General features: G+C 66.7%; 12 protein-coding genes and 1 pseudogene. 10 read left to right on the top strand and 3 right to left on the bottom strand.

Going from position 1 to position 18,630, the window contains the following annotated elements; translation table 11 throughout:
- The first annotated feature begins 4 nt into the window (after positions 1-4).
- From PGN37_RS19685 to PGN37_RS19705, 5 genes and pseudogenes are all read left to right on the top strand, one after another.
- Entirely contained in the window at positions 5-895 is an 891-nt protein-coding gene (locus PGN37_RS19685) for a 3-methyladenine DNA glycosylase (protein ID WP_335332689.1), read from the top strand.
- 68 nt (positions 896-963) lie between these two features.
- Positions 964-3,191: pseudogene (locus PGN37_RS19690) on the top strand (malate synthase G); the annotation flags it as partial.
- A gap of 8 nt (positions 3,192-3,199) precedes the next feature.
- Positions 3,200-5,122 carry a hypothetical protein gene (locus PGN37_RS19695; protein ID WP_335332691.1) on the top strand — a complete coding sequence of 641 codons (1,923 nt, stop codon included), beginning with the start codon at positions 3,200-3,202 and terminating at the stop codon, positions 5,120-5,122.
- 40 nt (positions 5,123-5,162) lie between these two features.
- Positions 5,163-6,758 (top strand): peroxidase family protein, encoded by a 1,596-nt coding sequence (locus tag PGN37_RS19700; protein ID WP_335332692.1) that lies wholly within the window; start codon positions 5,163-5,165, stop codon positions 6,756-6,758.
- A gap of 172 nt (positions 6,759-6,930) precedes the next feature.
- Positions 6,931-8,109, top strand: a complete 1,179-nt coding sequence (locus tag PGN37_RS19705) for an alkane 1-monooxygenase (RefSeq protein WP_335332693.1) — start codon at positions 6,931-6,933, stop codon at positions 8,107-8,109.
- Here the strand turns inward: PGN37_RS19705 and PGN37_RS19710 are convergent.
- Together PGN37_RS19710 and PGN37_RS19715 are read right to left on the bottom strand one after the other, a co-directional pair.
- Positions 8,092-8,937: an SDR family NAD(P)-dependent oxidoreductase gene (locus PGN37_RS19710; RefSeq protein WP_335332694.1), complete on the bottom strand. Its 846-nt coding sequence runs from the start codon at positions 8,935-8,937 to the stop codon at positions 8,092-8,094. The genes PGN37_RS19705 and PGN37_RS19710 overlap by 18 nt on opposite strands.
- A 29-nt stretch (positions 8,938-8,966) precedes the next feature.
- Positions 8,967-10,355: a PE-PPE domain-containing protein gene (locus PGN37_RS19715; protein WP_335332695.1), complete on the bottom strand. Its 1,389-nt coding sequence runs from the start codon at positions 10,353-10,355 to the stop codon at positions 8,967-8,969.
- Positions 10,356-11,357: 1,002 nt separating this feature from the next.
- Here PGN37_RS19715 and PGN37_RS19720 point away from each other — a divergent pair.
- The 5 genes from PGN37_RS19720 (at position 11,358) to PGN37_RS19740 (ending at position 17,215) form a co-directional block, all read left to right on the top strand.
- The gene (locus tag PGN37_RS19720; RefSeq protein ID WP_335332696.1) at positions 11,358-12,557 is read left to right on the top strand and encodes a PE-PPE domain-containing protein; all 1,200 of its coding nucleotides are present in this window, start codon (positions 11,358-11,360) and stop codon (positions 12,555-12,557) included.
- A 192-nt stretch (positions 12,558-12,749) separates the two neighbouring features.
- Positions 12,750-14,231 (top strand): flavin-containing monooxygenase, encoded by a 1,482-nt coding sequence (locus PGN37_RS19725; protein ID WP_335332697.1) that lies wholly within the window; start codon positions 12,750-12,752, stop codon positions 14,229-14,231.
- A 59-nt stretch (positions 14,232-14,290) separates the two neighbouring features.
- Positions 14,291-14,953 carry a cutinase family protein gene (locus PGN37_RS19730; RefSeq protein WP_335332698.1) on the top strand — a complete coding sequence of 221 codons (663 nt, stop codon included), beginning with the start codon at positions 14,291-14,293 and terminating at the stop codon, positions 14,951-14,953.
- Positions 14,954-15,214: 261 nt separating this feature from the next.
- Entirely contained in the window at positions 15,215-16,363 is a 1,149-nt protein-coding gene (locus tag PGN37_RS19735) for a PE-PPE domain-containing protein (RefSeq protein ID WP_335332699.1), read from the top strand.
- Positions 16,364-16,390: 27 nt separating this feature from the next.
- Positions 16,391-17,215 (top strand): class I SAM-dependent methyltransferase, encoded by an 825-nt coding sequence (locus PGN37_RS19740; protein WP_335332700.1) that lies wholly within the window; start codon positions 16,391-16,393, stop codon positions 17,213-17,215.
- Here PGN37_RS19740 and PGN37_RS19745 read toward each other — a convergent pair.
- On the bottom strand, positions 17,212-18,582 hold the full coding sequence (locus PGN37_RS19745) for a cytochrome P450 (protein ID WP_335332701.1): 1,371 nt from the start codon (positions 18,580-18,582) through the stop codon (positions 17,212-17,214). The genes PGN37_RS19740 and PGN37_RS19745 overlap by 4 nt on opposite strands.
- Between the last annotated feature and the right edge of the window lie 48 nt (positions 18,583-18,630).

The following is an 18,630-nucleotide window of genomic DNA, read 5'->3' on the forward strand; positions in this document are numbered from 1 at the left end:
GGGCATGTCTGAACCGCACGACTGGCAGGACCGGGCCGACGCCCACCGGCGGCGGGCCGACGCGTTGCTCGCACCACACGTCGAGCGCAGGCACACCGGGCGGCCGCACCCGGTGTTCGACTTCCTGTTCACCTACTACCGGCTTCGCCCGCGACATCTGCGTATCTGGCATCCCGGCTACGGCGTCGTGCTGACCGGAGCCGGAGCCGAGGCCTATCTGACCCGGTCGGGTTACCGGCGCGACGGTGACGGTGTGACAGTCGGTCATGACCATCTGGTGACGCGTTCTGACACGGTGAGATTCGTCGCGGATCTGCTGACGGCGACGGCGTCGCGGGCCCCGCGGTTCGGCTGTTTCGGTATGCACGAGTGGGCGATGGTCTACCGCACACAGCAGGTGCGCCACGACGCGGTGCCGCTGCGGCTCGGGGCTGCCGGCACGGACGCCGTGGTCGAGTCGATGCCGTTGCGCTGCAGTCACTTCGACGCCTACCGCTTCTTCACCCCTGCGGCCGCACCGCGCAACGTCCGGCCGTTGTCTCGGGGCACGCAGATCGCCGAGGAGCAGCCGGGGTGCGTACACGCCGGCATGGACCTGTACAAGTGGGCGGCCAAACTCGGGCCCTTGATCGAATCCTCCGTGCTGCTGGATTGTTTCGCTTTGGCCGTCGATGCCCGGATCCTGGACATGAGGGCCAGCCCGTACGACCTGCGCGACTACGGTTTCACCCCCATCCCGGTCGAAACACCCGCCGGCCGAGCGCAATACGCCGCGGCGCAGGAGGCGATCAGTGACCGAGCCGCGCCGCTGCGGACCCGCCTCGTCGACGCCTGCATCGCGCTCGCCGACGAGGCCACGCTCACCGGCACGGGTGAGGCGATTACCGGCGGGTAAGCTGGATCGACGGATTTCACGACAGGCAGTGCGCGTTTCGGCGCGCGCATGCCGCCGAGGGAGGAATCATGACCGAACGTGTGACGGTGGGTAACCTGCGCGTCGCCCCGGTGTTGTACGACTTCATCACCAACGAGGCGCTCGCGGGTACCGGGATCGATCCCGACACGTTCTGGTCCGGCGTCGACAAGGTGGTCGCCGACCTCACCCCCAAGAACCAGGAACTGCTGGCCCGCCGCGACGAGCTGCAGGCCCAGATCGACCGGTGGCATCGCGCCCGCATCATCGGCGGGTTCGAACCCGAGGAGTACAAGCAGTTCCTCACCGACATCGGCTATCTGGAGCCCGAGCCCGGTGACTTCACGATCACCACGGCCGGCGTCGACGACGAGATCACCACCACGGCCGGTCCTCAGCTGGTGGTGCCCGTGCTCAACGCACGCTTTGCGCTCAACGCGGCCAACGCCCGGTGGGGCTCGCTGTACGACGCGCTGTACGGCACCGACGTGATCTCCAGCGAGGACGGCGCCGAGCCCGGCGACTCCTACAACAAGATCCGTGGCGACAAGGTCATCGCGTACGCGCGTAAGTTCCTCGACGGCGCCGCGCCGCTGGCGGAGGGCTCGTGGGCCGACATCACCGGACTGGTGGTCGCCGACGGTGCGGTGACCGCCACGCTCGACGACGGCGGATCGGTTGAGCTGGAGGATCCGGCCCAGTTCACCGGCTACCTCGGGGAGCCGGACGCTCCGACCGCGGTGCTGCTGATCAACAACGGCCTGCACATCGAGATCCTCGTCGACGCCGACTCCCCCATCGGGTCGACCGACAAGGCGGGGATCAAGGACGTCGTGCTCGAGTCGGCGATCACCACGATCATGGATTTCGAGGACTCGGTGGCGGCCGTCGACGCCGTCGACAAGGTGCAGGGCTACCGCAACTGGCTCGGCCTGAACCGTGGCGATCTGTCCGAAGAGGTCAGCAAGGGCGGCAAGTCGTTCACCCGCGTGCTCAACGACGACCGCACCTTCACCGGTCCGGACGGCGAGGAGATCACGCTGCCGGGCCGCAGCCTGCTGTTCGTCCGCAACGTTGGCCACCTGATGACCAATGACGCCATCACCGACGCTGACGGTGCCGAGGTGCCCGAGGGTATCCAGGACGCGCTGTTCACCAGCCTCATCGGCATCCACGGTCTGCGCGACGACGACGGGAACGGGCCGCTGCTCAACAGCCGCACCGGCTCGATCTACATCGTGAAGCCCAAGATGCACGGCCCCGACGAGGTCGCCTTCACCTGCGAGCTGTTCAGCCGGGTCGAAGACGTGCTGGGCCTGCCGCAGAACACCATCAAGGTCGGCATCATGGACGAGGAGCGGCGCACCACGCTGAACCTCAAGGCCTGCATCAAGGCCGCCGCCGATCGGGTGGTGTTCATCAACACCGGCTTCCTGGACCGCACCGGCGACGAGATCCACACGTCGATGGAGGCGGGCCCGATGATCCGCAAGGGCGCGATGAAATCGACCGCCTGGATCTCGGCGTACGAGAACCAGAACGTCGACATCGGTCTGGAGACCGGCTTGTCGGGCAAGGCGCAGATCGGCAAGGGCATGTGGGCCATGACCGAGTTGATGGCCGACATGGTCGAGCAGAAGATCGGCCAGCCGAAGGCCGGCGCCACCACCGCCTGGGTGCCGTCCCCGACGGCAGCGACGCTGCACGCCATGCACTACCACGCGGTCGACGTGTTCGCGGTGCAGAAGGAGCTGGAGGGCACGAGGCGCGCGACCGTGGATGAACTGCTCACGATCCCGCTGGCCAAGGAGCTGGCGTGGGCATCCGACGAGATCCGCGAAGAGGTCGACAACAACTGTCAGTCGATCCTCGGGTACGTGGTGCGCTGGATCGATGCCGGCGTCGGTTGCTCCAAGGTGCCCGACATCCACGACGTCGCGCTGATGGAAGACCGTGCGACGCTGCGGATCTCCAGCCAGCTGCTGGCGAACTGGTTGCGCCACGGCGTGATCACCGCCGAGGACGTCAAGGCCAGCCTGCGGCGGATGGCCGCCGTGGTCGACGAGCAGAACGCCAAGGACCCCGACTTCCGGCCGATGGCGCCCGACCCGGAGGGCAGCATCGCGTTCCAGGCGGCCCAGGAGCTGATCCTCGACGGCGGGGCGCAGCCCAACGGCTACACCGAGCCGATCCTGCACCGCCGCCGGCGCGAGTTCAAAGCCGCCGACAGCACACACTGAACGCCACGACCGACCAGGGCAACGACGAGGCAGGTACAGGACCACCTTGGGTAGACACAGCCTTCCCGATCCCGACGACTCCGACTCCACCCGGCGGCAGGGACCCGCGCCCGACGAGTCGCAGACCGAACGCTTCTACGCTGCACAACGCGACACTGCAGAGCGCGACACTGCAGAGCGCGACACTGCACAGCGTCCTGACGGACAGCGCAGCGGCGGATGGGACAACGGCGAGTGGACCGGCAGCCACCGGGCCATCACCCCGGGTCGCAGGAAGATCTCCGTCAGCGTCATCGTCGCTCTGATCAGCGTCGTCGTCATCGTCGGCGCCGTGATCCTGTGGCGGTTCTTCGGCGACGCCCTGTCGAGCCGCTCTGATGCGGCCGCGGCGCGCTGCGTCGAGGGCGAGGTCGCCGTCGCGGTGGTGGCCGATCCCGCGATCGCCGAGCCCGTCACCGCGCTGGCTCAGCGCTACAACGACACCGCCGAGCCCGTCGGCGACAAATGCGTGAAGGTCAACGTCACCTCCGCCGACTCCGAGCAGGTGTTCAACGGCCTGTCCGGCGACTGGCCGGCTGACCTGGGGCAGCGCCCCGCCCTGTGGATCCCCGCCAGCTCCGCGTCGGAGGCCAGGCTGGAGGCCAAGACCGGGCCGCGCACCGTCAGCGACAGCCGCTCCCTGGTCACCTCGCCGGTGGTGGTGGCCATGTCGCCGCAACTGCAGGGCGCCATGAAGGACCAGAACTGGGGCACGGTCCCCCGGCTGCAGAGCGACCCGGCCGGCCTGGACGGGCTGGGGTTGCAGGGCTGGGGCGGCCTGCGGCTGTCGCTGCCCCTGGGCCAGGACAGCGACGCGTCCTACCTGGCCGCCGAGGCGGTCGCCGCCGAAGCGGCACCTGCCGGTTCGCCACCCAGCGCCGGGTTGGGTGCGATCAGCACTCTGATGGCCGCCGCACCCAGGACCGACGACGCGAACGCCGGCACAGCGCTCGACGCGCTCCTCGGCGCCGATGATCCGGCGACCGCGCCGGTGCACGCAGTGGTGACCACCGAGCAGCGGCTCTTCCAGAAAGCTGCGGACACCCCTGACGCCAAGGCCAAGCTGGCCGTGTGGCTGCCGCCGGGCCCCACCGCGGTCGCCGACTTCCCCACCGTGTTGCTCTCCGGCGACTGGCTGGCCCAGGAGCAGATCTCGGCGGCCAGTGAGTTCGCCCGCTTCATGCGCAAGCCCGACCAGCTCGCCGATTTCGCCAACGCCGGATTCCGGGTGGATGGTCAGCAGCCGCCGGCCAGCGACGTCGTGACGTTCGGGCCGATCGGCACACCCATCGACCTCGGCGACAACGCACTGCGGGCTACCATCGCCGACACGTTGTCCAGCCCGGCGCAGAGCCCGACGGTCACCGTGATGCTCAACCAGTCGATGCCGACCGACGAGGGCGGAAAGGCGCGGCTGAGCAACGTCGTCGATGCACTCAAGGCGCGTCTGCAGGTGCTGCCACCCGACTCCGGGGTGGGGCTGTGGACCTTCGACGGGGTCGCCGGACGCTCGGAGGTGACGCTGGGTGCGTTGTCGGACCAGGTGAACGGTCAACCCCGATCGGCTGCGTTGACCTCGGCGCTGGACGAGCAGACACCATCGGGCGGCGGCGCCGTGTCGTTCACGACGCTGCGCCTGGTGTACACCGATGCGTCGGCGAAATACCGCCAGGGACAGAAGAATTCGGTACTCGTGATCACGGCGGGTCCGCACACCGACCAGTCCCTCGGTGACGACGGTCTGCGCCAGTACGTCAGCGGAGCTTTCGACCCGGCCAAACCCGTCGCGATCAACGTGATCGACTTCGGCGACGACCCCGATCGGTCGACCTGGGAGGCCGTCTCCTCGACCACCGGCGGCACGTACCAGAACCTGTCGAACTCGTCGGGTCCGGACCTGGCGTCGGCCATCGCGACCATGCTGGGCTGAGAACGTCCGCCAGCCGCGTACTGGTCGTATCCTGACGTCCGTGACCGGGGGGTTCTGGCGCAAGAACGGCGTCTCACGCGGTGTCCGCATTCTGGCCACCACGCACTTCACGCTGATCTGGCGTGCGCTGCGGGTGACACCCGGAGTCGGCAAGCTCGTCAACCGCTGGCTCATCAATTCGCTGATCTACACGATGCAGACCCGGCCCGGCGCGTTGAGCACCATGGCTGACTGGACCTCCTGGGAGTCGCTGCACGACCGCACCTACAGCCAGCGGCACCTGCCGCCGCTGCCCGCGTACGCCGCCGGCCTGCCCGCTTCGGCGAGCGTGGCCCAGGTGTTCGCTCGCCCGGGGCCGCGATGCCCGGACTCGCAGAAGTCGACGCTGCTGTTCCCGATCTTCGCGCAGTGGTTCGTCGACGGGTTCCTGCGGACGGACCCGGACGACGACACCAGGAACACCTCGACGCACGACATCGACCTGAGCCAGCTCTACGGTCAGGACGAGGTGGTGACGCGGATGCTGCGCGCAGGCAGCGGTGGCCGCCTGAAGAGCCAACGCATCCGCGGCGGGGAGTTCCCGCCCTACCTGTGTGATGCCGACGGCCGCGTGAAGCCGGAGTTCGCCGACCTCGAGACCGTGTTCCAGGGACGCGACCTCAAGGCCGACCGCGGCGGCCCGGTGCCGGATGCTCTGCAGTCGAAGCTCTTCGCCCTCGGCATCCCCCGCGGCAACATCCACTACGGCTTCGTGATGATGAGCACGCTGTTCCTGCGCGAACACAACCGCATCGCCGCGTTGATCAGCGAGAAAAACCCCGCCTGGAGCGACGACCGGGTGTTCGACACCACCCGTAACACGCTGACCGTGGTGCTGCTCAAGATCGTCATCGAGGACTACATCAACCACATCACGCCGATCAAGTTCCCGCTGTCCGTCGAGCCGGGCATCGGCGCGCACGAGAGGTGGTACCGGCAGAACTGGATGTCGGTCGAATTCAACCTGCTGTATCGGTGGCACTCGCTGGTGCCCACCGAGGTCACCGTCGGTGGGCAGCGTCAGCGTTTCGCCGACATGTGGTGGGACACCCGGCCGGTCACCGAACACGGGTTGTCTGCGCTGTTCGACGAGGCGTCGCGACAGCCCTGCAGCACTATCGCCCTCGGCAACACGGATCCGAGCCTGCTCGCGATCGAGGAGAAGTCGATCGCGATCGGCCGGCACACCGCACTGCAGCCCTACAACGCCTACCGGAGCGCGTGTGGCTTCCCGCAGCTGCAGACCATCGACGACCTGACCTCGGATCGCCGGGTGCGTGAGGCGCTGAAGGCCTGCTACGGCGACGACGGGATGGCCCGGGTCGAGCTGTTCGTGGGACTGTTCGCCGAAGACATCCGGCGCGGCAGCACGCTGCCCCCGCTGATGAGTGCAATGGTGGCAGTGGACGCCTTCTCCCAGGCGCTGACCAACCCATTGCTCGACCCTGCCGTGTACGGTGAAGCGACGTTCTCCGAGGTCGGGTGCACGGTGATCGACTCGACATCGACCCTGGCGGACGTCGTGCGACGCAACATTTCCGGGGAGGCGCCCGCGCCGCGGGTCAGCCTGGGCCGGCGCCGGTGGCCATTGCGATAACGGGGACGGCGAGCAACTGCTCGAAAGGGCGTGGCGAGTTGTCCGACACGTATCGCTTCGCTCGTGAGATTGCCCAGTGACGAGCAAGAATGGTATGACGGCGTTACCGGATCGACGTATGGGGATGCGAAGATCAGCTAACAGTACGGCGATGAGGGGGAGCCAGCGCGCGATGCCGACCCGACAGCCCGGCCAGAACGGACCCGCTGCTGCACCCCGCGACTGGCGGGACCGCAAGCGCTATGTCTGGCTGCTCGGAATCGTGATCCCGATCCTGGTGCCCGCCTCGTGGTGCGCTGTCCTGCTGTCCGGTTCCGGGCTGTTCTGGTGGTCCGGTCCGGTGCTGATGCTGGTCATCATCCCGGTGCTGGACTACGTCGTCGGCGCGGATTCGGAGAACCCACCCGACAGCCTGCTGGCCTACCTGGAGCAGGACCGCTACTACCGGTGGGCCACCTATCTGTACCTGCCCGCCCAGTACCTCTCGCTGGTGCTCGCGTGTTGGTTGTGGACCGGCGGCGGCGGGGTGACGATGACGCCGCCGGACAAGGTCGGGTTGATGCTGACCGTCGGAGGCATCGGCGGCATCGCGATCAACACCGCCCACGAACTCGGCCATCAGCGCGCCCGCGCGGAACGTTGGCTCAGCAAGGTCGCGCTCGCCCAGACCGGCTACGGCCACTTCTTCGTCGAACACAACCGCGGCCACCATGCCCGCGTTGCCACCCCGGAGGATCCGGCCAGCGCCCGCCTCGGCGAGAGCGTGTACACCTTCTACTGGCGGTCCATCCTGGGCAGCCTGCGCTCGGCCTGGTCGCTGGAGAGCCGTCGGCTGCGCCGCCACGGACACCGGGTGTGGACGCTGCACAACGACGTACTCAACGCGTGGGTGATGGCCGCCGCGCTGTTCGGCGCGCTGATCGTGGGATTCGGGATCGAGGTCGCGCCCTGGTTGTTCGGTCAGGCGCTGCTGGGCATTCTCCTGCTCGAGACCATCAACTATCTCGAGCACTACGGTCTGCGCCGCCAGCGCCGGCGCGACGGCTGCTACGAACCGGTGCGCCCGTCGCACAGCTGGAACAGCAACTCGGTCATCTCGAATGTCTTCCTCTTCCATCTGCAGCGGCATTCCGATCACCACGCCAACCCGCAGCGCCGTTACCAGGCGCTCTGCCATGCCGACGAGGCACCCCAGCTACCGGCCGGCTACGCGGCGATGGTGGTGCTCGCGCTGTTCCCGCCCCTGTGGCGGTGGGTCATGGACCGCCGCGTGCGGGCTCACTACCGCGGGGACATCAGGCTGGCCGCATTGCGGCCGCGTCACGAGCGACAGCTACTGCAGCGGGGCTGAGGCCACCTCACGGGTGCGCTTGAGCGCCATCGCCGCCGTCTTCATCGACAGCGTGGGCGACAGACGTTCCAGATACCACAGAGCCTTCCACCATCGCGGCACGACGATGATGGCCTGGTTGCGCCGTACGCCGCGCAGGGCCTGGGAGGCGAACTGCTCCGGTTCGATGGGGCGCAGCGCCTCACCGAGCTTGATCAGGTTCTCCCGGCTGACGGTGCGGTTGCGGCCGTATTCGCCTCCGGTGAGGATCGGCGTGCGCACCACCCCCGGGCACAGCACCGACACGTGGACACCGTGTGCCGCTGCCTCCACCCTCAGTGTCTTCGAGAGCGCGACGACGGCGTGCTTGGTGGCTGAGTAACCGGCCTGGGCGGAGGTGGTGATCAGGCCCGCCATCGACGCCGTGTTGACGATGTGGCCACTGCCCTGGGCGATCATCCTCGGGTAGGCGGCCCGCACGCCGTGGACGACGCCGCGCAGGTTGACGTCGATGATGTCCGTCCAGTCGTCGAGCGTGAGCGCGTCGACCTCACCGCCGATGCCGATGCCCGCGTTGTTGAACAGGAAATCGAGGCGGCCACTGGTGCGCACGGTCGCCTCGACGGCGGCCTCGAACGCGGCGGGGTCGCGGACGTCGAGGGCGACCGCGTGGGCGGTGGCCCCGGCGCCGCGTAGGCGCCGCGCCAGGTTCTCGGCCACCTCGACCTGTCGATCGGCGATCCACACGTGGGCACCCTCGGCGGCCAGAGCCTCCGAGAGGGCGGCCCCGATCCCCGACGCACCGCCGGTGATGAATGCGACCTTGCCCGTCAGACCCTGTGATGACACCTTCGGAAGGATAGCGGTCAGCCGCCGCGTCAGTTCCCCGAGTCGGCGCCGCCCCCGGCGGACGAGGACGCCTTGTCCCCCGTGTCGGCCTTCGCGGTCTTCGCGGTCTTGTCGGTCTTCTCGGTCTTGTCGGTCTTCTGGGTCTTGTCTGCTTTATCGCTCTTGTCGGTCTTGTCGGCTTTGTCGCTCGTGTCGCTCTTGTCCGTCGTGGTGTCCGTGGTGTCGGCCTTCTCTCCCGCGAGGGCCTTCAAGAATCCCCGCAGCGGCATGCGGTGCTTGCCCCCCGCTGTGGCGGCGCCGTCGGTACCACCGCTCCCGTCGGCCACCTCGGTCGGCTCCACGTCGGGGCTGGCGTCAGAAGTGGTCTCCGCGCTCGCATCCGGAGCCTGCACCACCGGAGCGTCGCTCGGCTTCGGGTCGGATTCCGCCGCGGCCTGCTCGCCGTCCGGTTCTTTGGTCTCGGTGGTGTCTGTGTCCTCGGCGGCCGCCGCGCGGATGAGCGGGCGAGCCTGGGGTGTCGAGGTGACAGCGGCGGTCGCGCCCGCCGCCAGTTCACCCTGAGTGGGCTTGCCCTCCAACCAGGTTCGGTTGTAGGCACTGTCGACGATCGCGCGCAGCTTCGGCTCGATGTCAGCGACCAGGGAACCCAGCCCCATGTCGTAGAAGCCCTGCAGCAGCGGCAGATGCTCGGTCGGTGCGTAGACGTAGGTCGTCTTGCCTTCTTTCCAGACGATGTTGTCCGGGTTGTCGAGATCGACCTCGTCGTACCGCAAGTGCACGTACACGAATGCGGCGACGCCGTTGGCGACCGCCAGCAGATTGAACGGGTTCGTCGGGAAGTCGGCGATCGGATCGTATTCGGCCGCAACGTCGACGATGTCGTACTGCGTGTTCGTCGGCGTCCGGAGCAGATCACCCCAGAACCAGCCGTTCACCCCGCCGTACTTGCGCCCGCCGTTGCCGAGCAGCACGAACGAGAGTTCGTCGGGGGTCGGCGCGTCCTTGTCACGTGCGTGATCCTTCAGCCACACCGACGCGATGCGGGCGCCACCACTGTAGGCGTACACGATCTTGGGGTCGGTGCCCACGTTGTGAATCGCTCGGTCGAGACGATTGACGTTCTCGGTGACACCGAACTCGATGGGGCCGTAGGGCTGAATCCAGTCGTACTGGACCTCACGGCACACCTTGGGAGCATCACAGAGCACTCCCCCGAGATTGTCCGCCATGTCCCAGGGCGTCGGGCCGTGGTGCAGCACCGTGGCAGGTCCCGGAGGGATCAACGACGAGGCCGTCGACGTGGCTGCTGCGGCAGCTGCTGCCGCAGCGGGCATCGCACCGCCACCGAACGTCAGGGGAAGGGTCGCCGCGATCGGCAATGCCGCTGCAGTCACCACTGCCTTGGTCGCTCGTTTCACGCCACATTCCTTCCGAAGAGACGACCGCGCGGTCGTCAGATGACGGGACAACACAGGTGGAGAGGTACCGAATGGTCGAGCGATGGGAGCGCCGGCGCTGCGTGACCGTTGCCTGAGGGCCACGACGGTGCTTCTGCGCTGACGGTGTGTCAGCGCGCCGACCGACGCGGACGTTACCGTATGCAACTACTTTTTGCGTGGCTACATAGCAAACTCACGGGAAGTGAAATCTGGCTACTTCCTGCATGTTGGGCGATCGTGGCTATTCACTTTCCGCCGGCTGCCCGAGCATGGTGCGGTGACGCACACGTCAACGACCTCTCGTGGCGGAATTCGGGTGCAGATCAAAGACATTGTCCGACAACGTTTTTCGTAGGCGGCTCGAGTCGCCGGGTCGGACGCGGGGGCCGACGGCGGGATGCACGGCAACCCCACGACTCGTTGCTAGGTGGCAGAGCGTGTCATTTGGGTTTGCTCTGGGTACTCGGCTTCTTACTCGGAAGTCAGTTGGTTCGCTCGCCAGAACGTGCAGTGCCACGAAGGACCGCCCTCGGGGCCACGGAATGTTCACTGGTTGGCTACCTCGGCATCCGGGTGTGCTGCAGGTGATGGTACAGACCAAAAATTTTTTTTAGCCACTCAGGTGTCAGCAACATCTCAGCGCCAATCTCTACAAATACAGAGATTCGATGAATAACGTGCGTGTAAGTTTTGCTGCAACAGCGCTGGTCTTGTCAGTATCAGCTCAAAAACAGTGTTTAGCATGCTAAAACATGACCGGCTGTCTCTGATAATTGGTTTTCACTGAAATCGCGGAAGAGAATTCTCTACCAAAGTAGAGAACCTATAAACGAAACATAACGGCAATAGGTACGCACTTTGCTTAGTTTGCGTCAATTAGAAATGTGTTGTTTTTGCTACAAACTTGTTGACGGACGCGCAATATGCTCTTGTCGCGCCGAGAACGGCGAGTCGACAATCAGTTCAATTCGGGGAGATGTCATGAAGAACACCATTCGCAAGGCCGGTGTTGCCTGTGGCACCGCTTTTGCCTCAATCGCGATAGCGCTGACCACCGCCACCGGAGCCAGTGCCGTGAGTACTGCGGTGATCATCGGCGGTATCAAGATCAAGTCCATGGACGACACGTTGATGAAGCCGCTCCTCGAGGGCGCCTTCAAGAACGATGTTCGAACATCGGTGTCGTGGCCGGCGGAGGCCGGGCCGTACTCGGGCAAGGGCGACATGACACTCGGCGCGTCGATTCGCATCGGCATCCCGAACCTCGACGCTGCGATCGACACCGCAGTCGGGAACCTCCAGGGCCCCAACGACAAGGTCACGGTCGTCGGATTGTCGGCCGGCTCGCTCGTCGTCAACGAGGTGATGCGCCAATGGATGGAGGAGGGCACCATGCCCGACCCCTCGAAGGTGACGTTCATCGTGGTCGAGGACTCCAGCCGCCAGGAGCTGATCAAGGACGCCAAGTACAGCTCGAAGTACGACTACACCTACCAGCCGCCGCCCGTCACGCCGTTCAACGTCGTCGTGATCACCGGTGAATACGACGGCATGGCCGACATGCCCGACCGCCCGTGGAACTTCCTGGCGATGGCCAACGCGATGGCCGGCTCGATCGTCGTGCACGTTCCCGTCATGTACACGACCTCGATGGCAGAGCTGGAAGCGCTCAAGGGGACGAAGTACTACTCGGAGACCGTCAACGCCAAGGGCGGTGTCACCGAGCACTACTTGGTGCCGACGGCCACGCTGCCGCTGGTGCAGCTGATGCCGTGGCTCAAGCCCAAGGAGGCCGAACTCAAGGCCAAGATCGACAAGGGCTACAGCCGCTACGATGCCGCTCCCGCAGTCAAGGTCGCTGCGCTGACCGCACCCGAAGTCACGGCCGCCTCGCAGACCTCCGATGCCAGCACGACCGGCGAGGAAGCCTCTGCCGGGCAGGCTCAGCCGGAACCCAAGGTGACGGCACAGGAGCGTCGCGACGCACGGGCCGAGGCTCGGGCAGAGGCCAAGGCCAAGCGGGCCGAGGCGAAGGCGGCACGCGCCGAGGCCAGGGCCACGGCGAAGGCGGAGGCGGCCGCCAAGCGTGAAGCACGAAAGGCAGCCCGCCAGCAGGCTGCTTCGGACGATTCGTCGTCCGACGGACCAGGGTCGTCTGACTCCTCCGGCTCCTCGGAGTAAGCCCTCCCCGGAACTCGAGGCTGCCTGAAGCTTTCAGACACCCGCCCGAAGCCCCGGCCACCTGGTCGGGGCTTCGTGGTGTCAAAAGCACAGTGGTGTCCGAGGAACGGTGTGACGGCCAGCGCTTCGCCGGGTGGGGGCCTAAACTGCTGTGGCCGATGATCTATTTGCTGTGAGGTAGCGTTGATCTCCATGGATTCCCCGCAGTACGACGCGATCGTCGTGGGCGCCGGATTCGGCGGAATGGGTGCCGCGATCCAGCTCAAGAAGATGGGTTACGACGACATCCTGATCGTCGATCGCGAGGACGACCTGGGCGGCACGTGGCACGTCAACCACTACCCCGGGTTGGCCGTCGACATCCCGTCGCCGACCTACTCCTACTGGTTCGAGCCCAATCCGCGGTGGTCGCGGCTCTACGCCCCGGGCTCCGAACTGAAGGAGTACGCCGACCACGTCGCCGACAAGTACGACGTGCGCCGGCACATGCGGTTCAACGCGTCGGTCGACGGCGCGCGGTGGGACGAGGAGAACCAATTCTGGCAGGTCACGCTGTCCGACGGGGAGACACTGACCGGGCGGTTCCTGGTCACCGCGACCGGGTACCTGTCGCAGCCACGCAACCCCGACATCCCGGGTATCGAGGACTACGACGGTCGAATCATCCACAGCATGGACTGGGACGACGACTACTCGCCGGCCGGCGAGCGGATCGGCCTGATCGGTACCGGCGCGACGGCCGTGCAGCTCATCCCCGAGCTGTCGAAGACCGCGGCGGACCTGACGGTGTATCAGCGCACGCCGATCCACGTGGTGCCGAAGATGGACTTCGCCATCCCGCCGTTCCTGCGTCGACTGTTTGCCCGTATCCCGTTGCTGCAGCGCGCGTTCCGCTTCTCCACGGACGCCAATCTCGAAGTGATGATGATCCTGTCGGTGATCAACTACAAGTACTTCCGGCAGCTCAACGTCTTCGCGTCCTACCTGTCTGCGGCGCACCGCTTCTTCTCGATCCGGGACAAGAGCCTGCGGGCGAAGTTGACCCCGGACTACGACTTCGGATGCAAGCGGCCGACCTACTCGAACTCGTACTACCGCACGCTGGCCAAACCGCATGTGCACCTGCAGACCGCCGGCATCGAACGGGTCGTTTCCGACGGCATCGTTGCCTGCGATGGCACGAAAGCGACGATCGACACGCTGGTCCTGTGCACCGGATTCGACATCTGGGAAGCCAACATCCCGGCCATCGAACTGATCGGCCGCGACGCCCGTAATCTCGGGAAGTGGTGGCGCGACAACGGGTTCCAGTCCTATCAGGGTGTCACGGTGCCCGCGTTCCCCAACCTTTTCATGCTGGCCGGGCCGTATGCCTCCAGTGGTCTGTCGTACTTCAACACCATGGAGTACCAGATGCGACACATGGACCGGCTCTTCGGTGAACTGCAACGGCGTGGCGCAGGCGTCTTCGAGGTGACCGAGCAAGCGAATGCGGAGTTCCGGGAACGGATGTCGGCGAAGCTGGGCAAGACCGTGTTCCGGCAGGGCGACTGCGCGCGGTCACGGTCGTACTACTTCAGTCCCAGTGGGGAGACGCTGGTGCGTCCCGCGTCGACGAACGAAACCAACCGGGAGAACGAGAGTTTCCCGCTGAGTCACTACGCCTTCAACTGACGCCGCAGGTCAGCACCACTTTCCCCGGTTCCTGTGAACCTGTTGGCTAGCATGGCTACATGAATGTGCGGCGAGCCAAGAGTGTTCTCGGAGCGGTGATTCTGGCGCCGTTGGGGCTGCTGACCGGGCTCACCGGCGCCCCGGCGGCGCAGGCGCAACCCTGCCCGGACATCGAAGTCATCTTCGCGCGGGGCACCGGCGCCGACCCGGGCCTCGGGTTCGTCGGCGACGCGTTCGTCGACTCGCTGCGGTCGAAGGTCGGCGGTCGGTCCGTGGGCGCCTATGCCGTCAACTATCCGGCGGGCTTCGACTTCGACGAATCGGCCCCCGCTGGTGCCAGGGATGCCACCGCCCGCGTGCAGTGGATGGCTGACAACTGCCCATCGACCCGGCTGGTGCTCGGCGGCATGTCCCAGGGCGCCGGCGTCATCGATCTCATCACCGTGGACCCGCAACCGCTGGGCCACTACACACCGACGCCCCTGCCCGCGCATCTCTCCGATCACATCGCCGCCATCGCCGTCTTCGGCAATCCGCTGCGTGACGTCAAGGGCGGCGGTCCGCTGCCGGCGATGAGCCGCACCTACGGCCCGCGAAGCATCGACATGTGCGCGCTCGACGATCTCTTCTGCTCCAAAGGGTTGAGCCTGCCGGCGCACTTCGCCTACGTGGACAACGGGATGGTCGCGCAGGCGGCGGACTTCGTCGCCGGCAAAGTCTGAGTCGCGAGCAAACTCGTTACCCACCTCGGAGCATTCCCAAACTCGATTGGTCCGGCAATCTACTATTGATCGTGTCGCCCCGACCGATCTATTCCTTAAACTCACAGCTGAAGATCCCTGTTACCTGCGCATCAGCGCGTAGTGTGTGTGCTACGCAGCAAATTGCAGCGCCGGGGAGGGCACATGCGTTTCAGCAAGAAGTCAGCTAAGCGTTCAGCACACCGGTGGGTCGCGGTGGTCGCAGCTGCTGCAGTGCTCCCCGTGACGGTCAGCGCGCCCAGCCTGATGGTGGCACCCGAGGCCTCCGCCGCCCTGCCGGACCAACTCAAGGTGGTGACCCTGGCGTTGTATCCAGGGCACAACAGCGACGACCACGGCGGCATCATGTGCACCGGCACACGCACGTGCACGCCCGTCGCCTATCCGTACCTCGACCGCTACACCGGTGCAGACGACCTGCAGGCGGCCATCGCTGCCACCGACTTCACCCAGCCCATGGTGGTCTTCGGGTACAGCCAGGGCGCGCGGGTGATCGGGCAGTGGCTCGAAGACCGCGCCGGGACCGAGGGGGTGCCGACCCCAGAACAGCTCAGCTTCGTCCTCATCGGCAATCCGGACCGCAAGTACGGCGGGACGCACAGGCGGCTCGGCTCGATCACGCCGGCCACCGACTACGACGTCATTGACGTGACGCGGCAGTACGACAGGGCCTCCGACTGGCCGGACAACCCGATGAACCTGCTGGCCTTCCTCAACGCCAACGCCGGGCTGACCAACACGCACGTCGACTACGACGACATCGACATCTACGACCCCGCGAACTACGTCTGGAAAGAGGGCAACACGATCTACGTCTTCGTTCCGACGGAGAACATCCCGCTGCTGGAGCCGCTGCGCAAGATGGGCCTCGACAAGCTCGCCGACGAACTCAACGGTCCGCTGAAAGCGAAGATCGAGAAGGGCTACGACAGGTCCTACCTGCCGGACTCCCCCGGCTGGCCACCGGACCTGCTGCCCCCGGTCGTGCCACCGCCGGCCCCGCAGCCCGGTCCTGAGCCGCAGACCCGCACAGCGACTCCGTTGGCGACAGCGCTGACCACCGCGCACGACGCGCGGAAAGCGCGCGCGGCCTCGGCGGCGGAGGTGACCCCCACCGAGGACGAGGCGCCCGTCACCGAAGACGAACCGACGGTTGCCGACATCGACGCCGGGGATGTCGACGCCGGGGATGTCGACGCAGAGACCACGCCCGACACAGACACCGCGGAGGAGTCGGCCACGACGAGCACCGCGGATCGCGCGCCCGCGCGCAAACGGCCTTTCGCCCGCCTCTTCGAGCGACACACCCGCTCGTCGACCGCATCGGAAAGCACTGCAACGGGCGGGGACAACGCATCCGGACAGCAGTGACGGCACCGGCTGTGCTTGGCTGATGTCATGGACGTCAGCCATCTCGCACCGCTCGAACAGACTGCCCTGCTGACCGAGTACTGCCGCGCTCTCGATCAGCGCGCGGCCCGGCCGATCCTCGGCGATCGGTGGGCGGCCGAGACCGTCGGCGCCATCGACTACGACTTCACCACTCTGGCCGCCACGCCGAGCGTGGTACCGCTGGTGGCCCTGCGTGCCAAGATGATCGACGAGATCATCAACGCGTTCCTGTCCGAGCACCCCGATGCGGTCGTGGTCGACCTGGGGGCCGGCCTGTCCGCGGCTGTGCACCGGGTGAACCCCGCGCCCGGCGTCGACTGGTACAGCGTCGACCGGCCCGCCGTGCTGACGCTGCGTGCCGCCGTCCTTCCGGCCCACCCGGCCGACCATCCCGTGCCCGCTGATCTGACCGCCAGGGGCTGGGCCGATCAGATCCCGGCCGACCGGCCCGCCATGGTGTTCGCCGACGGGTTGATCGCGTTCCTCGACGAGCCCACTGCGAAGGCGCTGTTCTCAGATGTGGCAACACATTTCGGTGCCGGTGTGCTGGCGTTCAACGACTACGGGCCGGTGAGCCGGGCCAACCGGTTGCTGGGCCGACTGGCCACCTCGCGCAAGACCAACTCGCCCCACAACCAATGGAACTTCCCCGGCTTCGCCGATGCCCGCCGCCCGGAATCCTGGGCCGCCCTGACCCTGAGTCGGGAACAGAGCGTCATGCAGCGACCAGAAGCCGCCGCATTCCCCCGCGGACTTCGCGTGGCGGCGCGGCTCTCTCACCGCATCCCGTCAATCGCCCGCAAGGCGCGAGTGCTGTCCTACCGGTTCTAGCGTGCCTCGCCGTTGCCCGCCGAGACCGAATCGGCGGCGCGCGGCCCGGCCGGTGTACGGCGGCGCACGACGACGCGGCCGCCCTGGGCCGGTGTGACCGTGACGCCCCGGCTGTGGGGCTTCTCGTCGGGTGCGCTGGTCGGCTCGATACGGAACTCACGCAAGATGGTGCGCAGCGTGACCTCCATCTCCATCGTCGCGAACGAGGCCCCGATGCAGCGCATCATGCCGCCGCCGAAGGGAATCCATGCGAACGGGTTGGGCGGCTTGCCGACGAAACGATCGGGGTCGAAGCGCTCGGCATCGGTGAAGCTGCTCTCGGCTGCCATCGCGAGCTGTGTGCTCGCCAGGATGGTGGCACCCTCGGGAACGACCCACTCCCCCAACTGAATTCGCGTGCGGGCACGGCGCAGCGCGGCGGTCAGCACCGGACGTGTGCGCTGCGATTCCGCGATGGTGGCCAGCAGCAGGTCGTTGCCGCCCGCGTCGACTTCCTCGGTCAACCGGACCAGCAGGTCAGGATGGCGACGGATGCGCTCGATGGTCCACGCCAACTGCGTCGAGGTGGTCTCGTGCCCGGCCACCAGCATGGTGAGCAGCTCGTCGACGATGTAATTGTCCGGTATCGGTGAACCGTCGTCGTAGCGGGCCTGCAGCAGCAGCGACAGCACGTCGCCGCGGTCGGTGAAGTCCGGATCCGAACGCGCCTTGTCCATCAGGGATTTCAGCAGCTCGTCCATCCGGCGCCGATACCCGGCGAACTTCCCGCCCGGGCTCCACGGACCCACGTCCTTGCGCACGATCGACGGCATCAGCGCGATCTTCGACCCGAACTCGACGGCTCTGGGCATCAGGTCGCGCATCTCGTCGAGCTCGGCACCCTCGGCGCCGAACACCGCACGCAGGATCGTGTTCAGCGTGATGCGCATCATCGGATCGACCGTCGGGAACTCGACACCCTCGGACCACGAGCCGATCTCGCGCAGCACTTCCTGCTCGGTGATGCTCTCGTAGGCGCGCATGTTCTTGCCGTTGAACGGAGGCAGGAGCAGCTTGCGGCGCGCGAGCAGCGCGTCACCTTCGAGGTTGAAGATGGACCCGGGGCCCAGCACGTCGCCACCCAGGTTGTTCTGCGGCCGCCCGATCAATTCGCGGCTGCTGCTGAACAATTCCTTGACCAGTGCGGGATCGCTGATCACCACAGTGGTGCCGAACACCGGCACCTTGAGCGTGAACGTGGAGCCGTAGCGGCGGCCCAGCGCCGCGATCGAGCCGTAGCGGGCCGCGAGCACGGCGGCGCCCTGCACGAGCTTCGGCAGGGGCGGGCCGGGTGGCAGCTTCACCGGATCTGTGGTGGCCGCTGTCATGGTGTCACCTCGTCGCTTTTCGGAGACGTCGCTTCTCGGAGACGTCGC

The organism is Mycobacterium kyogaense (genome assembly GCF_036946525.1).
GTDB lineage: Bacteria > Actinomycetota > Actinomycetes > Mycobacteriales > Mycobacteriaceae > Mycobacterium > Mycobacterium kyogaense_A.

What these genes read in the sequence shown, in the direction of transcription:
- PGN37_RS19685 (WP_335332689.1), top strand. Translation starts at nt 5, where the DNA reads ATGTCTGAACCGCACGACTGGCAGGACCGGGCCGACGCCCACCGGCGG.
- PGN37_RS19705 (WP_335332693.1), top strand. Translation starts at nt 6,931, where the DNA reads ATGCCGACCCGACAGCCCGGCCAGAACGGACCCGCTGCTGCACCCCGC.
- PGN37_RS19720 (WP_335332696.1), top strand. Translation starts at nt 11,358, where the DNA reads ATGAAGAACACCATTCGCAAGGCCGGTGTTGCCTGTGGCACCGCTTTT.
- PGN37_RS19725 (WP_335332697.1), top strand. Translation starts at nt 12,750, where the DNA reads ATGGATTCCCCGCAGTACGACGCGATCGTCGTGGGCGCCGGATTCGGC.
- PGN37_RS19730 (WP_335332698.1), top strand. Translation starts at nt 14,291, where the DNA reads ATGAATGTGCGGCGAGCCAAGAGTGTTCTCGGAGCGGTGATTCTGGCG.
- PGN37_RS19740 (WP_335332700.1), top strand. Translation starts at nt 16,391, where the DNA reads ATGGACGTCAGCCATCTCGCACCGCTCGAACAGACTGCCCTGCTGACC.
- PGN37_RS19745 (WP_335332701.1), bottom strand. Translation starts at nt 18,582, where the DNA reads ATGACAGCGGCCACCACAGATCCGGTGAAGCTGCCACCCGGCCCGCCC.